General features: G+C 72.3%; 15 protein-coding genes. 4 read left to right on the forward strand and 11 right to left on the reverse strand.

The features are described from left to right. Window positions 1-6: 6 nt before the first annotated feature. Both H293_RS0135970 and eccB read right to left on the reverse strand, forming a co-directional pair. Window positions 7-327 (reverse strand): WXG100 family type VII secretion target, encoded by a 321-nt coding sequence (locus H293_RS0135970; protein WP_007385064.1) that lies wholly within the window; start codon window positions 325-327, stop codon window positions 7-9. Between the two features lie 303 nt (window positions 328-630). After that, the gene (gene eccB / locus H293_RS0135975) at window positions 631-2,196 is read right to left on the reverse strand and encodes a type VII secretion protein EccB (protein ID WP_020122657.1); all 1,566 of its coding nucleotides are present in this window, start codon (window positions 2,194-2,196) and stop codon (window positions 631-633) included. Between the two features lie 195 nt (window positions 2,197-2,391). Here eccB and eccE point away from each other — a divergent pair, with 195 nt between their 5' ends. The 4 genes from eccE (at window position 2,392) to H293_RS0135995 (ending at window position 8,341) form a co-directional block, all read left to right on the forward strand. Beyond that, window positions 2,392-3,723 carry a type VII secretion protein EccE gene (gene eccE / locus H293_RS0135980; RefSeq protein WP_028808495.1) on the forward strand — a complete coding sequence of 444 codons (1,332 nt, stop codon included), beginning with the start codon at window positions 2,392-2,394 and terminating at the stop codon, window positions 3,721-3,723. After that, on the forward strand, window positions 3,723-4,550 hold the full coding sequence (locus tag H293_RS0135985; RefSeq protein WP_020122659.1) for a hypothetical protein: 828 nt from the start codon (window positions 3,723-3,725) through the stop codon (window positions 4,548-4,550). Before eccE ends, H293_RS0135985 begins: the two co-directional genes overlap by 1 nt. A 137-nt stretch (window positions 4,551-4,687) precedes the next feature. Beyond that, a complete protein-coding gene (locus H293_RS0135990) occupies window positions 4,688-4,981 on the forward strand; it encodes a DUF397 domain-containing protein (protein WP_020122660.1) in 294 nt (97 codons plus the stop codon). 303 nt (window positions 4,982-5,284) lie between these two features. Continuing rightward, window positions 5,285-8,341 (forward strand): SCO5717 family growth-regulating ATPase, encoded by a 3,057-nt coding sequence (locus H293_RS0135995; RefSeq protein WP_020122661.1) that lies wholly within the window; start codon window positions 5,285-5,287, stop codon window positions 8,339-8,341. Between the two features lie 62 nt (window positions 8,342-8,403). Here the strand turns inward: H293_RS0135995 and H293_RS0136000 are convergent, their stop codons facing one another. The 9 genes from H293_RS0136000 to rimP all read right to left on the reverse strand — a co-directional run bounded on the left by H293_RS0136000 (window position 8,404) and on the right by rimP (window position 20,425). Next, complete coding sequence (locus tag H293_RS0136000; protein WP_020122662.1) at window positions 8,404-9,354, reverse strand: bifunctional riboflavin kinase/FAD synthetase; 951 nt, start codon at window positions 9,352-9,354, stop codon at window positions 8,404-8,406. Window positions 9,355-9,512: 158 nt separating this feature from the next. After that, the gene (locus H293_RS0136005; RefSeq protein ID WP_028808496.1) at window positions 9,513-12,863 is read right to left on the reverse strand and encodes a trypsin-like peptidase domain-containing protein; all 3,351 of its coding nucleotides are present in this window, start codon (window positions 12,861-12,863) and stop codon (window positions 9,513-9,515) included. Between the two features lie 526 nt (window positions 12,864-13,389). Then, window positions 13,390-14,295 carry a tRNA pseudouridine(55) synthase TruB gene (gene truB / locus H293_RS0136010; protein ID WP_020122664.1) on the reverse strand — a complete coding sequence of 302 codons (906 nt, stop codon included), beginning with the start codon at window positions 14,293-14,295 and terminating at the stop codon, window positions 13,390-13,392. After that, a complete protein-coding gene (gene rbfA, locus H293_RS0136015; protein WP_007385054.1) occupies window positions 14,292-14,744 on the reverse strand; it encodes a 30S ribosome-binding factor RbfA in 453 nt (150 codons plus the stop codon). Before rbfA ends, truB begins: the two co-directional genes overlap by 4 nt. Window positions 14,745-14,776: 32 nt before the next feature. After that, window positions 14,777-15,070 (reverse strand): DUF503 domain-containing protein, encoded by a 294-nt coding sequence (locus H293_RS0136020; protein ID WP_020122665.1) that lies wholly within the window; start codon window positions 15,068-15,070, stop codon window positions 14,777-14,779. A gap of 136 nt (window positions 15,071-15,206) precedes the next feature. After that, window positions 15,207-18,377 carry a translation initiation factor IF-2 gene (infB, locus tag H293_RS55575; protein WP_078612767.1) on the reverse strand — a complete coding sequence of 1,057 codons (3,171 nt, stop codon included), beginning with the start codon at window positions 18,375-18,377 and terminating at the stop codon, window positions 15,207-15,209. A gap of 163 nt (window positions 18,378-18,540) precedes the next feature. After that, window positions 18,541-18,822: a YlxR family protein gene (locus tag H293_RS0136035; protein WP_078612768.1), complete on the reverse strand. Its 282-nt coding sequence runs from the start codon at window positions 18,820-18,822 to the stop codon at window positions 18,541-18,543. Window positions 18,823-18,938: 116 nt separating this feature from the next. Beyond that, a complete protein-coding gene (gene nusA, locus H293_RS0136040; protein ID WP_020122669.1) occupies window positions 18,939-19,925 on the reverse strand; it encodes a transcription termination factor NusA in 987 nt (328 codons plus the stop codon). Window positions 19,926-19,927: 2 nt separating this feature from the next. Further along, window positions 19,928-20,425, reverse strand: a complete 498-nt coding sequence (rimP, locus tag H293_RS0136045) for a ribosome maturation factor RimP (protein ID WP_020122670.1) — start codon at window positions 20,423-20,425, stop codon at window positions 19,928-19,930. Window positions 20,426-20,475 lie beyond the last annotated feature (50 nt).

The raw sequence follows: 20,475 nt of genomic DNA on the forward strand, positions 1-20,475 counted from the left end.
GTCCGATCATCCGAAGGGGGACGAGGCCGCGATGTTCTGGATGGACGCGCGCTGCTCCTCTTCCGAAGCCGCATAGGCCTTGGTGCTCTGGTCGATCGCTTCCTTGATGTCGTTCAAGATCTGGTTGATCTTGTTGGCATCCTGGTTCACCTGCGACTGCAGGTTGTTGTACGCGGTGGCCGCCGAGCCCTTCCAGCCGCCCGTGATCGTGTCGATCACGGTCTGCAGGCGGGAGATTTCGCCCTGGATCGAGGAGTTGACCGAGGAGATCTTGCCGCTGAACGCGACCATCTCCTCCTCGGTCATGGTGAACTGCTGTCCAGCCATGTTGTGTCCCCCATGAGACGTAGGAGTTCTAGGTAGACCCGCACATGCCACACCGCCGCCGAAGGGCGGCAGGCGTAGCCAGTCTGGTCTGCCACCACTCTAGACGCATCCGCTGACAGAACGAACATCCGAAGGGTTCTGTAGCGAGATCGCGATGAACTCAACTCACCTTTTTCACAAGTTATTTGCTATACGCGCGCGACGCGCGCGCCCAAAAAAGCTGAGGTGAGTGAACGCCACGAAGCTCTCCCCCCGGCCCCAACAGCCTGGAGGAGAGCCCTCGTTGCGAAGCAGGAGCCTGGCTTACGACCCCTGCGCCTGCTCCGCGTTGCCGCTGCTGAGCTCCGGTCCCGCCGCCAGCAGGTCCGCCCACGCCGCCGGGACCGCGACCGGCTTGATCTTGCCGTAACCGAGCCTGACCTGGGCGGCGTTGGTCTGCTGGGTGTCGGCCTTCTCGCCGCCGGTGACCGCGCTGTCGTTGCGTGCGGGGACCGAGTAGCGCAGACCGGTGTCGGTGACGAGGAAGGTGCTGCCGCCGCCGGCGTCGGTGCCCGTGATCCTCTTGAACAGCAGGCCGCTGCCGGGCGAGACATAGGTGCGGGAACCGCTCTGGGAGAGGTCCTTCGGATAGTCCCGGCCGCTCCAGACCGTCATCAGCTGCCGGTTGTTGTTCTCGTTGATCGCCCCGCCGTGCCAGACACTGCACGAGACCTTGTCGCCGCCCGGCTTCCAGAACATGTTGGCCTGCACCACCGGCTCTTCGGGCCACGTCTTCTCCGCCATCCACTCACCGTTCTCCGGGTGGATGTCGTTGAACCCGACCTGTGCCGGCGCCGGGGTCGTGCCCGCGTACACGGCGTTGATGAACGGGCTGCTGAGCCACATCTCCGCCGTGAAGTCGGAGATGGGCCGCACCTCGTCCTTCAGCACGATGTACTTCTGCTGCCTGGCCCCGGTACCGGTCATGAGGACCATGCCCACCTTGGCGACGCGGGTGGGAAGCCCCTCGACATTCGCCGGCGCCCCGGCGTCCGAACCCAGCGAGGGGAACTCCAGGTCGCCGACGACGTTCAGCGTCTTGAGGAAGTCCGCGCTGACGGGCTGCGGCTGCACCCCTTCACCGAACACGGCACGCTGGATGTCCTGCAGCGTGTTCTCGGTCGAGAGCCGCCACCCCTTGCCGCCCACCAGGTAGGCGCTCCCGTCCGGGGTGACCATGTACCGCACACCGTTGCCGCTGAGCGAGCCGGGATCCTTCGGTCCCTCGACGTACAGGACCTTGTTCCGGTTCAGCTCCCCCTGGTTCTGCAGGAGCTTCCGGTAGTCGCTCTTGTTCAGCACGTACGTCGCGCTGACGGGCTGCCCGTCCTGCCCCGGGGACTGGCACAGCGCCCAGTTCTTGACCGTCTCGGCGTCCTTCGCGGACGGCAACCGGTCCGGAGCGAACGGAATGCCGACGGTGGCGCCCATCGGGTACTTGCTGTTGTCGAGCACCGACTCCTTGATCTTCATGACCTGGGGGTTCTCGCCGTTCAGCAGAAGCCGGGCGGAGGCGAGGTTGAGGACGGGGTGCAGGCTGAGCTTGTCCTCGCCCTTGGTCTTCACCAGCACGTAGCGCGTCGTCGACTCGCTGCCGACGAGGATGTTCTTGCCCTGGCTGTCCCAGCCCTTCGGCGCGGTCGGGCTGAGCATGCCCCAGGCCCCGAATCCGATGAGCACCAGAGCCGCCACACCGAGACTCGGCAGGACCGTCTTGAGGGGGCGCGGCGCGGCCTCTTCCGAACCGTGCGGAGACGGCTGAAGAAACGCCGCCACCGTGCGCCTGCGCGCGAAGGAGTAAGCGTTCAGCTCATCCCGACGTGTCGCCATCGATGGGTCAACTCCCCGTTATTTCGCTTTGTTGCCGAATGCGGAACTCCCCAGGGCCGCCCGGTACTCCGTGGCGTTTGCTCCTGCAGGGGCCTCTACTATGCCGTGTGACGATCGCACCGTACGGTACGGGGTACGGTGATCCGCCGCCAGCTCGAGTCGCGGCCAGACAATGCAAAGGGGTTGTACCGGGGGATGAGCACTGCGACCAGGTCCCGGCGCCGTAACGGCAGCCGTCGTACCCAGGAGAACCAGGGGCCGGGGCAGGTGCCGGAACCGGCACAGCCATCCACGCCGCCGAGTCCGGCCTCGCCGTCGCTCGCCCGGCGCCCCGGCAGCATCGGCCCCATCCGCGTCCAGCAGCTGATCGGCTTCGAGCTGGCCGCCGCGGTCCTGCTGATCGGCTGGCTGCTGCGCCCCATCGGTCTCACCGTCGGCATGGTGCTGGCCGTACCGCTGGTCCTCGCCGGACTGCTGCGCCGGCGCGGCCGCCCGCTGCCCGAGTGGTTCAGCACCGCCCGCGCGCTCCAGGACCGCCGCAGGCGCAACGCCGAGCCCGTACCGCCCGGCACCGACCCCGGTTTCGCCCCGGCCGTCGAGTGCGACCCGGCGCTGCGCACCTACAGCTTCCAGGACCGCGAGCAGCGCGAGATCGGCATGCTCGGCGACGGCACCTTCCTGACCGCGCTGGTTCAGGTGCAGGCCGCGGACACCCCGCTGCGTCCTTCGCACGGCACCGGCAACATCCCCCTCGATCTGCTGCAGGGCCTGCTGGAGGTCGACGACATCCGTCTCGCCTCGGTCCAGATCGTTCAGCACACCCAGCCCGCGCCCGCCCCGCACCTGCCCCCGCAGGCCATGGCGGTCCGCTCCTACGGGCCGCTGCAGGCCCAGAGCATGACGCCGGGGCTGCGTATCACCTGGGTCGCGCTCAAGCTCGACCCGGAGCTGTGCCCGGAGGCCGTGGAGGCCCGCGGCGGCGGTATGCAGGGCGCACGGCGTGCGCTGCTGCGGGTCGCCGACCAGCTGGCCAGCCGGCTCATGGGGGCCGGCATGCAGGCCAAGGTGCTGAGCGAGTCGGACATCTGCGGGGCCATCGCGACGTCCAGCTGTGTCAACCCGATGGCCACCACCGGCGGTGCCGCGATGGACGGCAGCCGCTCGGGCCGCCGTACGGCCGAGACCACCCGCACCTGGCGCTGCGACGACCGGCTGCACACCACGTACTGGGTCTCGAAGTGGCCGCAGTTCGGGGGCGGCGGACCGGCGTTCCCCCGGCTGGTCGGTGCGCTGACCTCCGCGCCCACCCTCGCGAGCACCTTCTCGCTCACCATCAGCAGGCAGCGCGGCAAGGTCCTGGCCCTGTCCGGACACGTCCGCCTCACCGGCCGCGGTGAGAACGAACTGGGCGAGGCCGCCGAGCACTTGGAGCGGGCGGCGTCCGCGTTCAAGGTCGGTCTCGTACGGCTCGACCGTGAGCAGCTGCCCGGAGTTCTGGCCACCCTGCCGCTGGGAGGTACCCGCTGATGTCCACTCCCACCATGCGTCCCTCGGGCCGACCCGGCTTCGGAACCTCCACCCCGGGCTTCCCCGGCCAGCGTCCCGGACATCTGCCGCGCTCCCCCGAGCCCGCCCGGCTCGGCCCCGAGCGGCGTCTGCGGGCGGCCTTCGGTCTGCTCGGCCCCCGGCGTGAGCGTCACCTCGTCGACGCCGACGTGCTGTCGCAGCTGACCCTGCCGGTCGGCGACGACGGTCTGATCCTCGGCATCGACCCCGACAACCAGCCCGCCGTACTGGGCCTGTGCCGCCCCACCCGCCTGGACATGGTGCTGGTCGGCGGTACTTGGCTGGCCCAGGTCATCGCCCTGCGGGCGGCGGCGATCGGCGCCCGCGTGGCCGTCGAGACGGCCCGTCCGCAGCTGTGGGCGCCTATGGCGCAGGCGGCCGGCGGCGGCCAGCAGTGCGTGACGGTGCACCAGGTGGGGCGGATCGCCCCGCAGGGACCGTCCCCGGCCAGCCCGGTGCTCATCATCCGCGACCTCGGCATCCGTCCGCCGCGCAGCCGTCTCACCACGGCGCCCTGGCAGTCGGTGCTGACCCTGCTCCCCTATCTCGGCCCCACCGCGCCGCGGCTGCTGGCCAACGCGGACATCGTCGGCGTCCAGCGGATCTCCCCGCAGGAGTCCGAAGTCGTGGGCAGGTCGATGCGGTTGCCCCAGGGCGACGCGTCCTCCCTGCCGTCCCTCTCCGACAACGTCGCCCTGTGGTGCACGCAGAAGCACCGTCAGTACGTGATGACCCAGCCCACCGACGCGGAGACCGGTCTCCTCGGGGCGCCCCGCCGCATGGACTGACGGGCTGGCCCGTGGCGCGGCCAAGGTCCGGGCCCCTCACACGAGTTCGTGACCGAACCGTTGCGCCGTGTGAGGGGGCCCAGGCCAAGTAGGGTGCTCCTGCACGAGGTTCGCTCATGAGAAAGGGCCCGCCGACCATGACTGACGCGGACGACATCGCCGCAAAGACGCCGGACGAGGACGTCAAGGCGCGAAAGGCGAGGGAACGGGACGAGCTGTACAGCCTCGACATCTCCGGCGTCGAGTGGCACAGCGCACCCGGCACCGAGGAGCACGAGGAACGCGTCGAGATCGCCTACCTCCCCGAGGGCGCGGTGGCCATGCGGTCCTCCCTGGACCCGGACACCGTGCTGCGCTACACGGAGGCGGAGTGGCGGGCCTTCGTACTGGGCGCGCGCGACGGCGAGTTCGACCTGGAGCAGGCCGAGTAGCGCGGCGGCCGAGTAACGCGGTGGCCGAGCAGGCACGGCGGCCCGGGCTCAAGAGACAGACAACCGTCACAAGCACGACATCACGGCAGGCGTCGCTCGGTCGCGCGCGAGCGCACAGCGGACGGGCCTGCCCCGCCGACGCGTGTGGCGTTTACGCTTGATGCGGGTGCGACGTAGGAACCCACGGGTGGGATGTTCGCGTCCAGGGGACTTCAGTCGGATCGGACCACAGGAACGGTCGCCCCCAGCCCGGCACATGAGTGCCCACACGGCACGAGGGTGCTCGACCAACCAGGAGGAATTGTGCAGAGCGATCGGGACGGGCTGCGCGCGGGCTGGACCACGCCCAGCGACGACCAGTCCGACGCGGAGTCCGCCACCGAGATGACGGGCGAGTTCACCATCGACTACGCCGCTCCTGCCTGGTACACGCAGAGCGCGGCGCCCGAGGCCGAGGCGGTGCCTCCCGCGCCCGCCCCTGCTCCCGCCGCGCCCGCACCGCACCCCGGTTACCCCGATACGTCCGGTTCCGCGCCGTCGGCTCCCGTCCCCGGCCCGCAGTTCGGCCCGTCCGCGGGTGCGGCCGGCGCGACTCCGCCGCCCCCGCCGCCGTGGGCGGGAAACCCCGCGGCCCCCCAGCCACCGGTTCCCCCGAACCCGCAGAGCGGCTACGGCTATCCGCAGCCGCCGGTTCCCCCGAACCCCCAGGGCGGCTACGGCTATCCGCAGCCGCCGGCTCCTCCGCACCCCCAGGGCGGCTACGGCTACCCGCAGCCGCCCGCACCCCCGAACCCGCAGAGCGGTTACGGCTACCCGCAGCCCCCCGCTCCCCCGGCGCCCGCGCAGCCCGTGGCCCCGGCGGCGCCCGCGCCTCCCATGGCGTCGCCTGCGCCCGCCGCTCCTCCGGCCGCTCCCACGCCTCCCGCCGCTCCCGTGGCTCCGGCGCCTCCGGGACCCCCCGGCGCCCAGAACAGCACCGACGCCGCCGCGCCTTCGACCGGCGCCGACGCGGAAGGCCGTACCGACATCCCGGCCGCCGCCGCTACGACGCCGGGCGCCCCGCAGCCCCCCGCCGCCCCGGCGGCCGACGCGCCCACCGCACCCGAGCCGCCGACCTCCGGCGAGGCTCCGCAGGTGTCCGCAGAGGCGGGAGACACCGCACCGGCCGCCCCTGCCGCTGCCCCTGCCCCTGCCCCTGCCCCGAGCGAGGCAGCACCCGCATCCGGCTCGGACGACGAGGGCGCGGACACCCCGCAGCCCCCGCCCGGCGCCGAGGCCGCGCCCGCAGCACCGGAGTCCCCGGCCGACACCTCCGCCGGTGACTCCGAGACCGGCGCGGAACCACAGCCCGCCGCGCCGGACACCCCGGTGGCTCAACCGGCCGTACCGGAGCAGCCCCCGGCCGCCCCGAGCGCCGCCCCGGAGCAGCCCGAGGCGGCACCGTCGCCCGTATCCGAGCAGCCCGCAGCGCAGCCGGAGGGCTGGCGACCCCCGCCCGCGCCGCAGGGTGCCGTCCCGCCGCTCCCGCCGCAGTTCGCTTCGGTGGACTCCGGCACAGCCCCGCCGGCGGCCCCGGAGTGGACGACGGGCGGACAGCCGCAGCCGCCCGCCGCGCAGCCGGGCACCCCGCCTCCGCCCGCCCAGCCGGCGGCCGCCGCCGCCCCGCCCCAGGCACCGCAGCCCGCGCCCTCCGGCTGGCCGGCCACCCCGCCGCAGCCCGACGGCCCGGCGGGTCAGGGCGGTTACGGTTACCCGCAGCCGCCCGCGCCGCAGAACCCGCAGAGCGGCTACGGCTTCCCTCAGACCCCCCAGCCTCCGGCGCCGCAGCCCCCGCAGAGCGGCTACGGCTACCCGCAGCCGCCCGCTCCCCCCAACCCGCAGCCCGGTTACGGGTTCCCGCAGCCCCCCGCGCCGCAGAACCCGCAGAGCGGCTACGGCTTCCCGCAGGCACCCCCGCCCGCCCCGGGCGGTTACGGGTACCCGCAGCAGCCCGCCCCGGGCCAGCCCCAGCAGCAGGCCCCGGCGCAGCCCGGTCAGCCCGTGCCCCCGGCCCAGCCGGGACAGCAGCCGCAGCCGCCGCAGGCCCAGCCCAACCCCTACGCGGGCGCTCCCGGCCAGCCGGGCGTGGACCCCCGTACCGGTGCCGCCTGGCCCGCCGCCGTCCAGCACGACCAACGGCAGCAGGTCGCGGGCGCAGGTGCGCCGCTCGGCTACAACGCCGCGGTCGAGCTGACCTCGGACCGGCTGGTCAACAGCAAGAAGCAGAAGGCGAAGAGCAGCCGTCCCACTCCCGGTGGGTCGAAGTTCAAGCTCGGCGGCAAGAAGGAGGAGCAGGAGAGGCAGCGCAAGCTCGACCTCATCCGCACCCCGGTGCTGTCCTGCTACCGGATCGCGGTGATCAGCCTCAAGGGCGGCGTGGGCAAGACGACCACGACCACCGCCCTCGGCTCCACTCTCGCCACCGAGCGGCAGGACAAGATCCTCGCCATCGACGCCAACCCGGACGCCGGCACGCTCGGCCGCCGGGTGCGGCGCGAGACCGGCGCGACCATCCGCGACCTGGTCCAGGCGATCCCGTACCTCAACTCGTACATGGACATCCGGCGGTTCACGTCCCAGGCGGCCTCCGGCCTGGAGATCATCGCCAACGACGTCGACCCGGCCGTGTCCACGACGTTCAACGACGAGGACTACCGGCGCGCGATCGACGTGCTGGGGCGCCAGTACCCGATCATCCTCACGGACTCGGGCACGGGCCTGCTCTACAGCGCCATGCGCGGGGTCCTGGACCTCGCCGACCAGCTGATCATCATCTCGACGCCGTCGGTGGACGGCGCGAGCAGCGCCAGCACGACGCTCGACTGGCTGTCGGCGCACGGGTACGCGTCCCTGGTCTCGCGGTCCATCACCGTGATCTCCGGGGTCCGCGAGACCGGCAAGATGATCAAGGTGGAGGACATCGTCACCCACTTCGAGCAGCGCTGCCGTGGCGTCATCGTCGTGCCGTTCGACGAGCACCTGGCGGCCGGTGCCGAGGTCGACCTCGACATGATGCGGCCGAAGGTCCGGGAGGCGTACTTCGACCTCGCCGCGATGGTGGCCGAGGACTTCGTGCGGGCCCAGCAGGAGCAGGGCCTGTGGACGGGGCAGGGCGGCCACCAGCCGCCGACCATGGCTCCCCCGATGCCGGGCCAGCAGCAGGCCCAGCCGCCGGCCGCGCAGCCGCCGTTCCAGGGCTTCCCCGGCGCCCAGCCCGGCCAGCCGTGGCAGACGGGCCAGCCCGGTCAGCCCGGTCAGCCGCAGCCCGGATTCCCGCAGCCGCCGTACGACCCGAACGCGGGTCAGCCGCCGCAGCAGTAGCCGAAGGAAAGAGGGCCGGCACCTTGAAGGTGCCGGCCCTCTTTGCTTTGTCCCTACGGCCTTCAGCCGCCGACGCCCTCGATCAGCTCACGGCACCGCTGCACGTCGACGGCCATCGCCTTGAGCAGCGCGTCCAGCGACTCGAACTTCTGCTGCCCGCGCACATACGCGAGGAAGTCCACCGCCACGTGCAGCCCGTACAGGTCGAGCCCGACGCGGTCGATGGCGTACGCCTCCACCGTGCGCTCGGTGCCGTCGAACTGAGGATTGGTGCCGACGGAGATCGCGGCCGGCATCGCCTCGCCCTGCGTGTGCAGCCAGCCGGCGTAGACGCCGTCGGCCGGGATGGCGGTGTGCGGCAGGGTCTCGACGTTGGCGGTCGGGAAGCCGAGTTCACGGCCGCGCTGGGCACCGCGGACCACCACGCCCTCCACCCGGTGCGGACGGCCCAGGATCTCCCCGGCGCCCTCCACGTCGCCCTCGGCGACCAGGCGCCGGGTCAGGGTGGAGGAGAACGGCTCGCCGCCGCCCGCCGTGCCCGACACGTACAGGTCGACGACCTCGACCTCGAAGTCGTACGTCTTGCCCTGCTCGACGAGGAAGTCGACGTTACCCGCGGCCTTGTGGCCGAAGCGGAAGTTGGGGCCTTCGACGACCGCCTTGGCGTGCAGCTTGTCGACGAGGACCTTGACGACGAAGTCGGCGGGGGAGAGCTTCGAGAACTCCGTGGTGAAGGGGAGGATCAGCAGCGCGTCCACGCCCAGCTCGGCCATAAGCTCGGCGCGGCGGTGGTGCGGGGCGAGCAGCGGCGGGTGACTGCCGGGGCGAACGACCTCGCTGGGGTGCGGGTCGAAGGTGACGACCACGGAGGGGACGCCCAGCTCGCGCGCCCGGTCCACGGCATGCCGGATGATCAGCTGGTGCCCGCGGTGGACCCCGTCGTAGGAACCGATGGTGACGACGCTGCGCCCCCAGTCCTCGGGGATGTCCTCCAAGCCACGCCAGCGCTGCACTGTGACCGCTCCTCGTCGAACCCGTGTCCGTATTGACTCTTAAGGCTTACGCAGGTCTAAGGGTGCCATGCCGCGTGCTCGTCGCTCGCATCGGCATGGGGGTGTGACCCGACGCACGCGGACACGGGTGCGCCACGCACCCGCCGGATCCCGCGGAGTCAGGCGGGAATCCTCACCCCCGCCAGGTTCTCGATCATCCGCCGGGTGCCGGGGCCGACCACCGCCGCCCACTCCTGCGGGCGGTCGGTGAGCCAGCCGGCCACCAGCGCGGCGAACCCGGGGACGTGCCGACCGAGGTCGACGAGGCCGTGGTCGAAGCGGGTCGCGCCGTCCGGAGTGCGGACGAGGAGGAGACCGATGCGGTGGACGAGCTCGCGGATGTCGGTGTCGGCCCGGGCGGCGGCCGCCGGAAGCAGGGCGACCAGGACCGCGGGCTCGCGTTCGTGGTCCAGGAGGAGGGCGAGGAGTTCCTGGCGCAGCGGGCGGGAGGCGGGCGCGCCCGGCCCGGCCAGCACGGCAGCGAGCGCGGCCCGCACGCCTTCAGGCCCGCCGTCCAGCAGGCCGGTGACCAGCGGCAGGAGCACGGCCCGGGCGGCGGGGCCCTGATCGAGGCGCCGGTCGACGTACGCGGCCAGGTCCCCGGCCGTCTCCGGGCGCCGCTCCACCGCCTCCCGCACCAGCTCGGCCACCCGGCGGGCCAGGGCGGGCGTGGTGACGTCGGCGAGCGCGCGCAGCGCCTCCCCGGCGTCCGGTCGCCGCAGCCGCTCACGGAAGGCGTCCAGGACCGGTTCGGGGTCGGTGGCGAGGGCGGGGACCAGCGCGCTCGGCGGGAACTGCGGGTCGCCGGCCGCGAAGTGCCCGAGTGCCTGCGGGAGATGACGGGCACGCGTGCGGGGATCGTGGACCAGCAGGGCGAGCGCGCCTCCATGCAGAGTGCAGTCCTCGGGGCGGGCCAGCAGGGCGAGGGCCGCGTAGCGCAGGAGCTCGCGGTCGGCGTCGGTGCGCACGTGCGGGGCGGCGCGCAGTCCGTACGCCACGGCCGCCACCCGCCGGGCCGGCCGCTCGTCGTGCGCCCACCGGTCCACGGCCCGGCACACCGCCGGCGGCTCCTCCTCGGCCAGCACGGCGAGCAGTTCGTCGGCCCGCCGGTGCGCGCATCCGACGAGTTCCTCGGCGAGGTCGTCGAGGGCCCGCGTCCGGTGCGTGTGCAGCAGCGCCTGCGCGGCCGTCGCCACGGTCGCGTGCGGGGTCGCGGGCAGCGGCCGCTCGTCGTCGAACCAGCGGGTGAGATGCGGCTGTACGGCGGTGGGGTCGGCGGCGAGCAGCTCCGCGACGGCGTCCAGGAACCGGGCGCCGGATTCGTGCGGCGGCCCATCGGCGAGGACGAGACGGCGGAGCAGGTCGAAGCGGGTGCCCGGCGGGAGCCGCAGGGCGGTCCAGAAGGCGGGCCCGAACGCGGCCGGGACCGGTTCCCGCCGGTGGCGCCCGGCCACGAGACGGTCGGCGAGCTGCCGCAGGACATCGGTGTAAGGCGTCGCGTCAGGCACCCGCAGAAGGGTCTCGGTGAGCAGCCGGGCCGCCCACCAGGAGTGCGGGTCGGCGTCGAGGGCGTGCAGCAACTCCTCCAGCCTGTAAGCCAGTCGAGGTGTGCCGTGCTGGCGGGCGACGAGGAGCAGGGCCTGCACGACGGGCCCGACGCGGTGGTGCGGGACGGGGAGAGGGTGCTGTCGGCCGGTGTGACGGCGGTGGACCAGGGCGCGCAGAGCCTCGTCCAGGTCCAGGTGCATGCCCTGGATCCAGTCGGCGAGCTCCTCGTGGGCGAAGCGGTAGCCGCTGCCGGCGGGGACGATGAGGCCCTCGGCGAGCACGGCGGAGGCCCAGCCGGTGCCGCCGAGCCGCTTCGGGGCCTGACCCCAGGGGAACACCGCCTCGAACGAGGCCCGGTCCAGTTCGCCCTGGCCAGGCCCGAGGCTGCGGCGGGCGGCCTCGTGGACCTGACCGGAGACCTTCGCGGCGAGCCGGCGCACGGCGGCACCGCGCAGACCGCTCGGGGTGGCCAGCCGCACCGCGATGCGCAGGCACATGAGGTCGAGGTGGGCCTCGATGACCTGGTCGCGGTCCACGGGGCCGGGGGGCGCGTCCGGGAGGGCGGCGCGGACCTCGGAGAGAAGACGGAGGGTGAGGGGGTGGCGAGCGTCGGAGGCGGCGAGCGTGCCGTCGGGGAGGGCGTAGCGGGCCCGGGCCCGGCGGGCCTCGTCCTCGGTGAGGTCGCCCAGGTGTACGCAGGGCGGGAGGTGCCCCCGCGAGTCGCCGTACAGGAGCTCGTCCGGGAAGCCCGCGCCCTCCCAGTACTCCGCGCGGCACGCCACCACCAGCCGTGCCCCCGTCTCCGCCAGCCACTGTGCTGTGCCCTGCGTCCACTCGGCGAGGCGGTGCGCCAGGACCGGGGGCATCTCCTCGGGGCCGTCGAGGAGGAGGAACAGGGGGCGGCCGGCGGCGCGGGCCAGCCGGGCCAGCCGCTCGGGGGTGAGGTCGCCCAGGTCGGCGGGGACGGTGCCCCCGGAGGTCGCGACGATCCGGGCCGCCCTGGCGAGCGCGCGGCGGGCCGCGTCGCCCACCGAGGCGTCGGTGTCCGCCAGGTCGGCGCCGCGCAGCCAGAGCGTCGGGGCCGGAGCGGGGCCGCGGTGGCGGCGGGCGGCGAGGGCCGCGAGTTGGGTCGTACGGCCGCTGCCGGGTGGCCCGACGAGTCCGAGGACGGGGGCCTGTCCCTCGGTGAACGCGGTGAACTCCCCTGTGACCGCGGCCCGTTCGACCGGTTCCGGGGTGTCTCCGGGGCCCGGACGACCTGTCAGTGCGCCCGGCGGCCCGTCCTGCGCCACCGAGGTGGCCGTCAGCTCCAGCACACCGGCGAGGTTGAGGTCGGCGCCGTACGCCGGGACGGTCGTGGCGTTCTCCGCGAGCAGGTCGGCGAGGGGGCCGGTGCGGACGGAGCCGAGCGGGACCGCGTAACCGCTGTCGCGGTGGCCGCTGTGCAGGGCGGTGCCGAGGACGGCGACGACCGCGCCGGTCACGGCGTCGAGGACAGGCCCTCCCGCGGCTCCGCCCCCCAGCCGCAGCGCGTCCCGTCCCGCGGTGCCGATCGCCAACTCCACTGCTTCTTCCAGGAGATGGAAGCCGTCGGTGGCCGTGTAGGTCACGGCGGCGGGGCCGAGCACCCTGGCCTCGCGCCAGCAGCCGGCGAAGAGCCGGACGTAGGTGCCGGTGGCGACGGTGTCCCGCACGGAGACGGGCAGCGGGTCCACGCCGAGTCCCTCGGTGCGGACGAGCGCCAGATCAAGCTCGGGCAGCGGGGTCACGGCATCGGCGGCCACCACGCATGTGCGGTCACCGGCGTGCAGAACGAGCCGGGCCGGACCGTCGACGGCCTCGTGGCTGGTGACGACGGTGCCGTGGTGATCGCCGACGAAGCCGGTCCCCCAAAGCCGTCCTGCCAGGTCGTGGATCCGCACGAGGTGCGTGTCCCGCCCGGGTCCGGACGAGACCTGATCCCGGGGCTCGCGTCGGTGCTTTTGCACGGGCCGGGAACGGTCGTCGCGCCGCCCCCACCGGTGCCTCTCGCACCCCGGCCGCGGCTGCCCGTCCTCCTCGGCGGCCACCCGGTCGCCTCGGCCCGTCGGCCCGGCCGGCTGCCCTGCGGTTCCGTCCTCCTGCCGCGCGCTCCGCGTGCCGGAGTCGGGTGGCACGGCTCCACCGACGGAGTCACCCCCTGCCGTCATGGCCGAACCTCCCCGCCGTACGCACGTTCCTGTTCTCGACGGTAGGCGTGCGGTGATCAGCGGGACAGATCGCGTGGTGAACGCGCCCCCTTCCACACCCCCGGTTCACTCCGAGCGCCTGCCCGCGCGGGTGAATGGAAGGGGGACGGCGGATACACCCTAGGGGTGGGGGAACCGAGGGGGGACCGTGGAGCGGCGGCACAACCCCGTGATCGCCGCTCCACGGGCGGACCGCCCCGGTGCCCCCGCGTTTCCGGCGTCAGCCGAAGACGGCCAGGCTCTTGGCCTTGCCCTTCTGTTCCTCGACCAGTGCCAGGAATTGGCCCTCGGGGCCGAAGACGGCCACCGTGCCGGCGCCCGTGTACTCGTCGGGCATGTCGAGCCGTACGCCGTTGGTGAGGAGCTTGGCCCGGCGGTCGTCGACGTCCCAGCGAGGGAAGGCGGCTGCCGCGGCCTCCGCGATCGGCATCACCGTCAGCTCCTGCTGGAGCTGGTCGATGGTCCTGGCCGAGTCCAGCTTGTACGGGCCCACGCGGGTGCGCCGCAGAGCCGTCAGATGGCCGCCGACGCCCAGGTCCGCGCCCAGGTCACGGGCGAGCGCCCGGATGTAGGTGCCGGACGAGCAGACCACCGACACGACCAGGTCCACCACGGCCGTGCCGTCCTCGGCGACCGCGTCCCGGACGTCGTGGACCGCGAAGGACGAGACGGTGACGGGGCGGGCGGGGATCTCGAACTCCTCGCCCTCCCGTGCCCGCTTGTACGAGCGCACCCCGTCGATCTTGATGGCGCTGACCTTGGACGGCACCTGCATGATGTCGCCGGTCAGCCTGGCGATCCCGGCGTCGACGGCGTCGCGGGTGACCTTCGAGGCGTCGACCGACCTCGTGATCTCGCCCTCGGCGTCGTCGGTCAGGGTCGTCTGGCCGAGCCGGACGGTGCCCAGGTACTCCTTCTCGGTCAGCGCGAGGTGCCCGAGAAGCTTGGTCGCCTTCTCGACACCGAGGACCAGCACGCCCGTCGCCATGGGGTCGAGGGTGCCGGCGTGTCCGACGCGGCGGGTCCTGGCGATCCCGCGCATCTTGGCGACCACGTCGTGCGAAGTGAAGCCCGACGGCTTGTCGACGATGACAAGCCCGTCGGGCGTCCGGTTCTTCTGGGTCATTCGGCGGCGTCGTCCGTCTCGTCCTCGTCGCCCGGCTTCCGGTACGGGTCGGCGTCGCCGGCGTACGCGGCACCCGCGGACACCTCGCGCACCTTCTCGTCGGACTGGCGGGCCTTGTCGAGGAGGTCGTCGATGGTCTTGGCGGTGTCGGGCAGCGCGTCCGCCACGAAGGTCAGCGTCGGCGTGAACTTCACGCCCGCCGCCGCCCCGACCGCGGAGCGGAGCACGCCCTTGGCGCTCTCCAGTCCGGCGGCCGCGGCCGCCCGCTCCTCGTCGCCGCCGTACACCGTGTAGAAGACGGTCGCCTCCCGCAGGTCACCCGTGACCCGGGTGTCCGTGATGGTGACGTGTGAGCCGAGCCGCGGGTCCTTGATCCCGCGCAGCAGCTTCTGGGCCACCACCTCTCGGATGAGGTCCGCCAGCCTCTTGGCGCGCGCGTTGTCGGCCACTGGTCCGTCTCCTTAAGTACTTACTTGTTGCTTCAGTCTTCGTCGCTGTGGAGCCTGCGTCGAACCGAGAGCAGCTCCACCTCGGGCCGCCCGGCCACCAGCCGCTCGCAGCGGTCCAGTACGTCGGTGAGGTGTCCTGTGTCCCCGGAGACCACCGCGAGCCCGATCTCGGCCCTGCGGTGGAGGTTCTGATTGCCCGTCTCCGCCGCGCTCACCGCGTACTTGCGCTGGAGCTCGGCCACGATCGGACGGACGAGAGAGCGTTTCTCCTTCAGCGAGTGCACGTCACCGAGGAGGAGGTCGAAGGACAGAGTCCCCACATACATGTGTGTCCGGATGTCCCGCCGGTTCGGGGTACGGGCGCCACGCTTCGACGCCGATACCGGAACCGTACACGCAACGGCCGGGGCCGATCGACGGATATTACGTCCGCCGACCGGCCCCGATCGCGTGCTGAGACGGTCAGCCGCGCGGCTTCTCGCGCATCTCGTACGTCGCGATGACGTCGTCGACCTTGATGTCGTTGAAGTTTCCGAGGTTGATACCACCCTCGAAGCCTTCGCGGATCTCGGTGACGTCGTCCTTGAAGCGACGCAGTCCGGAGATGGTGAGGCTCTCCGCGACCACCTTGCCGTCGCGGATGAGGCGCGCCTTGGTGTTGCGCTTGACCTCGCCGGAGCGGACCAGGACACCGGCGATGTTGCCCAGCTTGGACGACTTGAAGACCTCGCGGATCTCCGCCGTACCGAGCTCGACCTCTTCGTACTCCGGCTTGAGCATGCCCTTGAGGGCCGCCTCGATCTCCTCGATCGCCTGGTAGATGACCGAGTAGTACCGGACGTCCACACCTTCGCGCTCGGCCATCTGCGCGGCACGCCCTGCGGCGCGCACGTTGAAGCCGATCACGATGGCGTCCGAGCCCATCGCCAGGTCGACGTCCGACTCCGTGACCGCACCGACACCGCGGTGCAGGATGCGGATGTCGACCTCTTCGCCGACGTCCAGCTGGAGCAGGGAGGACTCGAGAGCCTCCACCGAACCGGACGCGTCGCCCTTGATGATGAGGTTGAGTTCCTGCACCAGACCGGCCTTGAGGGCCTCGTCCAGGTTCTCCAGGGAGAACCGGACACCCCGGCGGGCGAAGTTGGCGTTCCGCTCACGAGCGGCGCGCTTCTCGGCGATCTGACGGGCCGTACGGTCCTCGTCGACGACGAGGAAGTTGTCGCCGGCGCCCGGGACGTTGGTGAGACCGAGGACGAGGACCGGAGTCGACGGACCCGCCTCTTCCAGGTTGTCGCCCTTGTCGTCGAGCATCGCGCGGACACGGCCGTACGCGTCGCCGACCACCATGGTGTCGCCGACCCGCAGGGTGCCTCGCTGGACCAGGACGGTCGCGACGGCACCGCGGCCGCGGTCGAGACGGGACTCGATCGCAATACCCTGCGCGTCCTGCTCCGGGTTGGCCCGCAGGTCGAGCGAGGCGTCCGCGGTGAGGACCACGGCCTCCAGAAGAGCCTCGATGTTGAGGCCCTGCTTGGCGGAGATGTCGACGAACATGGTGTCGCCGCCGTACTCCTCGGCCACCAGACCGAACTCGGTGAGCTGACCGCGCACCTTGGTCGGGTCGGCACCCTCGACGTCGATCTTGTTGACCGCGACCACGATCGGCACGTCGGCCGCCTTGGCGTGGTTCAGCGCCTCGATCGTCTGGGGCATCACACCGTCGTTGGCCGCCACCACGAGGATCGCGATGTCGGTCGACTTGGCACCACGGGCACGCATGGCGGTGAACGCCTCGTGACCCGGGGTGTCGATGAAGGTGATCTTGCGCTCTTCGTCGTTGACCTGGGTCGTGACCTGGTACGCACCGATGTGCTGCGTGATACCGCCGGCCTCGCCCGCGACGACGTTCGTCTTGCGGATGGTGTCGAGGAGGCGGGTCTTGCCGTGGTCGACGTGACCCATGACGGTCACGACCGGCGGACGCGCGACGAGGAACTCCTCGCCACCCTCGTCCTCGCCGAACTCGATGTCGAAGGACTCGAGCAGCTCGCGGTCCTCCTCCTCGGGGCTGACGATCTCGAGGACGAAGTTCATCTCGTCCGCGAGGAGCCTCAGCGTCTCGTCGGAGACGGACTGCGTGGCAGTGACCATCTCGCCGAGGTTCATCATCACGCCGACGAGCGACGCCGGGTTGGCGCCGATCTTCTCGGCGAAGTCGGTGAGGGAGGCACCGCGCGACAGGCGGACGGACTGTCCGTTGCCGCGAGGCAGCATCACGCCGCCGACCGACGGGGCCTGCATGGCCTCGTACTCCTGGCGCCTCTGCCGCTTCGACTTGCGACCGCGACGCGCGGGACCGCCGGGACGGCCGAAGGCGCCCTGCGTGCCACCACGACCGCCCGGACCACCGGGACGACCGCCGAAGCCGGGACGACCGCCGCCGCCACCACCGGGACCACCCGGACGGCCGGCGAAACCGCCGCCACCGCCACCGGGACCACCGGGACGACCGGCGAAACCGCCGCCGCCACCACCGGGACCGGCCGGACGACCGGCGAAGCCGCCACCGCCCGGACGACCGCCGCCACCGCCACCGGGGCGACCGCCGCCACCGGGACCGCGGCCACCGGGGCCACCGCCGCCGGGACGCGGACCGGCAGCGGGACGCTGCGGCATCATGCCGGGGTTAGGACGCGCACCACCGGGACCACCGCCGGGACGCGGACCGCCGCCCTGCGGACGGGGCATGCCGCCCGGGCTGGGACGCGCGCCGCCCGGAGACTGCGGACGGGGACCGCCCGCCGCACCCTGGGGACGGGGACCGCCCTGGCCCTGACCCTGCGGACGCGGAGCGCCGCCGGGAGCACCGGGGCCGCCCTGGCCGCCGGGACGCGGGGCGCCGCCCGGACGGGGCGCCTGCGGGCGCGCCATGCCGGTGGAGCCACCGGAGGTGAAGGGGTTGTTGCCCGGACGGGGACCGGCCGGACGAGCACCGGGACGTGCGCCCTGGCCACCCGGACGCGGAGCGCCGGGACGGTCGCCGCGGTCACCGCGACCCTGACCGCCCTGGCCGGGACCGCCGGCCGGACGCGGGGCGCCCGGACGCGGAGCCTGCTGGCCGGCCGGGCGAGGAGCACCCGGACGCGCGGTGGAACCCTGGCTCTGGCTCTGGCTCTGGGAGGCCGTCTGGCCCTGGGAGGCAGCCGGCGCGGCGGGAGCCGACGGCGGTGCCGTGAACTCGGGCGTGGTCGGAGCCGGGGACGCCGGGGCGGGCCGCGGCGCGGGCTTCGGGCCCGGAGTGGGACGGGGGCCGGAAGCGGCCGGCGCGGCGGGAGCCGCGGGCTGCTCGGCGGCGGCCGGCTTCGGGGCCGGCGGGCGCGGGGCGGCCGGACGGGCGGCCTGCGCGGGAGAGGGGGCTGCCGGACGAGCCGGGGCAGCCTTGCGTGCGGGGGCGGGCTTGCCGCCTCCGTTGCCCTGCTGGAGGGCGTCTGTCAGCTTGCGTACGACGGGCGCCTCGATCGTCGAGGAAGCCGAACGAACAAATTCACCGAGTTCTTGGAGCTTGGCCATGACGACCTTGCTCTCCACCCCGAACTCCTTGGCGAGTTCGTATACCCGGACCTTAGCCACTTCGCTCCTTTTAGGTCCGGGTTGCGGCCGGACCGTCGCTACTTCATGGGCGTACTCATCGCGTGCTCATCGAGTGCTCATCGCAATCTCGACCTACTTCCAACTCGCGGGGTACCTGGGCCGCACGGGGGTTCCGCGCGACGCTTCTTACGGTGTTGCCTGCTCAGCAACTGTCTGTCTGCTCGACGTACTGGCGCAACGCCTTTATGTCGAGTGCTCCCGGGGCGCGCAACGCCCGCGTGAACACCCGGCGGCGTACCGCCTGGTCGAGACAGACCAGGGCGGGGTGGATGTACGCACCCCGGCCGGGCAGCGTACCGCGAGGATCAGGGACGCATGCGTCCTTGATCGCCACGATGCGCAGCAGATCGGTCTTGGCCGCTCGCTGCCTGCAACCCACACAGGTTCGTTCAGGGCATGCGCGGGCGTGCGTCCGGCCAGACACTCTTAAGTCTACCTCCCCGTACCGACCTCACCCCTTGGGGGCAGCGATCGAACGGTTGTTGTCGTGATCTAAGCCACCGACGGCTTGGATCTATTCCTCGGCGCCGTCCGCCGACGCTATTCGGCGGCCTGCTCGGTGTCCGGCCGGATGTCGATCCGCCAGCCGGTGAGCCGGGCCGCCAGGCGGGCGTTCTGGCCCTCCTTGCCGATGGCCAGGGAAAGCTGGTAGTCGGGTACGGTCACCCGCGCGGAGCGGGCGGCCATGTCCACGACCTCGACCTTCGAGACGCGGGCCGGCGAGAGGGCGTTCGCCACCATCTCGGCCGGGTCGTCCGACCAGTCGACGATGTCGATCTTCTCACCGTTCAGCTCACCCATGACATTGCGCACGCGGCCGCCCATGGGGCCGATGCAGGCGCCCTTGGCGTTCAGGCCCGAACGGGTGGACCGTACGGCGATCTTGGTGCGGTGACCGGCCTCGCGGGCGATCGCGGCGATCTCGACGGACCCGTCGGCGATCTCCGGCACCTCCAGGGCGAAGAGCTTCTTCACCAGATTGGGGTGCGTGCGGGACAGGGTGACGGACGGACCGCGGACGCCCCGCGCCACCCGTACGACGTACGACCGGAGCCGCATGCCGTGCGGATAGGTCTCACCGGGCACCTGCTCCTGCACCGGCAGGATGGCCTCCAGCTTGCCGATGTCCACGAGCACGTTCTTCGGGTCGCGGCCCTGCTGGACCACGCCCATGACGATGTCGCCCTCGCGCCCCGCGTACTCGCCGAGCGTCGCGTCGTCCTCGGCGTCGCGCAGCCGCTGCAGGATGACCTGCTTGGCGGTGGTGGCGGCGATACGGCCGAAGTCGGACGGGGTGTCGTCGAACTCCCGGGGCTCCTGGCCCTCTTCGAGGTCCTCGGGGTCCTCCTTCGCCCACACGACCACGTGTCCGGAGTCCCGGTCGAGTTTCACGCGCGCGTGGCGGTGGCTTCCCTCGGTGCGGTGGTAGGCGATGAGGAGGGCCGACTCGATCGCCTCGACCAACAGGTCGAAGGAGATCTCCTTCTCCCGCACCAAGCCCCGCAGGGCACTCATGTCGATGTCCACGGCTACGCCTCCTCTTCGTTCTTGTCCTTGCGGCTGAACTCGACCTGCACGCGCGCCTTGTCGACCTCGGAGAAGGCGAGTCTGCGGGCGGTGGCCTTGCGGCCCTTCACACCGGGCACCTCCAGGTCGAGGCCGTCGTCGTCGACCTTCAGGATCCGCGCGACCAGCTCGCCGCCCTCGGCCAGCTGGAACTTCACCAGGCGGTCCACGGCCCGCACATAGTGCCGGTGCTCTTTGAGCAGGCGCTCCGCGCCCGGGGTACCGACCTCGAGGGTGTACTCCCCCGCGCCCATCGCGTCGCTCTCGTCGAGCTTCGCCGAGAGCTCGCGGCTCACATCGGCGATCTGGTCCAGGTCGGCACCGGTGTCCGAGTCGACGACGACGCGCAGCACTCGCTTTCGCCCTACGGAGTCCACTGCGATCTCTTCGAGATCCAGGCCCTGGGAGGTGACGAGCGGTTCCAGGAGCTCTCGCAGCCTCTCGCTCTGGGTGGTGCTCATCCGGGTGACTCCTCGGCCGCGTGTGCTGTTGTGGGTAGGTCGCGTGTCTG

Source organism: Streptomyces canus 299MFChir4.1, assembly GCF_000383615.1.
In the GTDB taxonomy this organism is placed as follows: Bacteria; Actinomycetota; Actinomycetes; order Streptomycetales; family Streptomycetaceae; genus Streptomyces; species Streptomyces canus_C.

What these genes read in the sequence shown, in the direction of transcription:
- H293_RS0135970 (WP_007385064.1), bottom strand. Translation starts at nt 327, where the DNA reads ATGGCTGGACAGCAGTTCACCATGACCGAGGAGGAGATGGTCGCGTTC.
- eccB (WP_020122657.1), bottom strand. Translation starts at nt 2,196, where the DNA reads ATGGCGACACGTCGGGATGAGCTGAACGCTTACTCCTTCGCGCGCAGG.
- eccE (WP_028808495.1), top strand. Translation starts at nt 2,392, where the DNA reads ATGAGCACTGCGACCAGGTCCCGGCGCCGTAACGGCAGCCGTCGTACC.
- H293_RS0135985 (WP_020122659.1), top strand. Translation starts at nt 3,723, where the DNA reads ATGTCCACTCCCACCATGCGTCCCTCGGGCCGACCCGGCTTCGGAACC.
- H293_RS0135990 (WP_020122660.1), top strand. Translation starts at nt 4,688, where the DNA reads ATGACTGACGCGGACGACATCGCCGCAAAGACGCCGGACGAGGACGTC.
- truB (WP_020122664.1), bottom strand. Translation starts at nt 14,295, where the DNA reads ATGACCCAGAAGAACCGGACGCCCGACGGGCTTGTCATCGTCGACAAG.
- H293_RS0136020 (WP_020122665.1), bottom strand. Translation starts at nt 15,070, where the DNA reads ATGTATGTGGGGACTCTGTCCTTCGACCTCCTCCTCGGTGACGTGCAC.
- rimP (WP_020122670.1), bottom strand. Translation starts at nt 20,425, where the DNA reads ATGAGCACCACCCAGAGCGAGAGGCTGCGAGAGCTCCTGGAACCGCTC.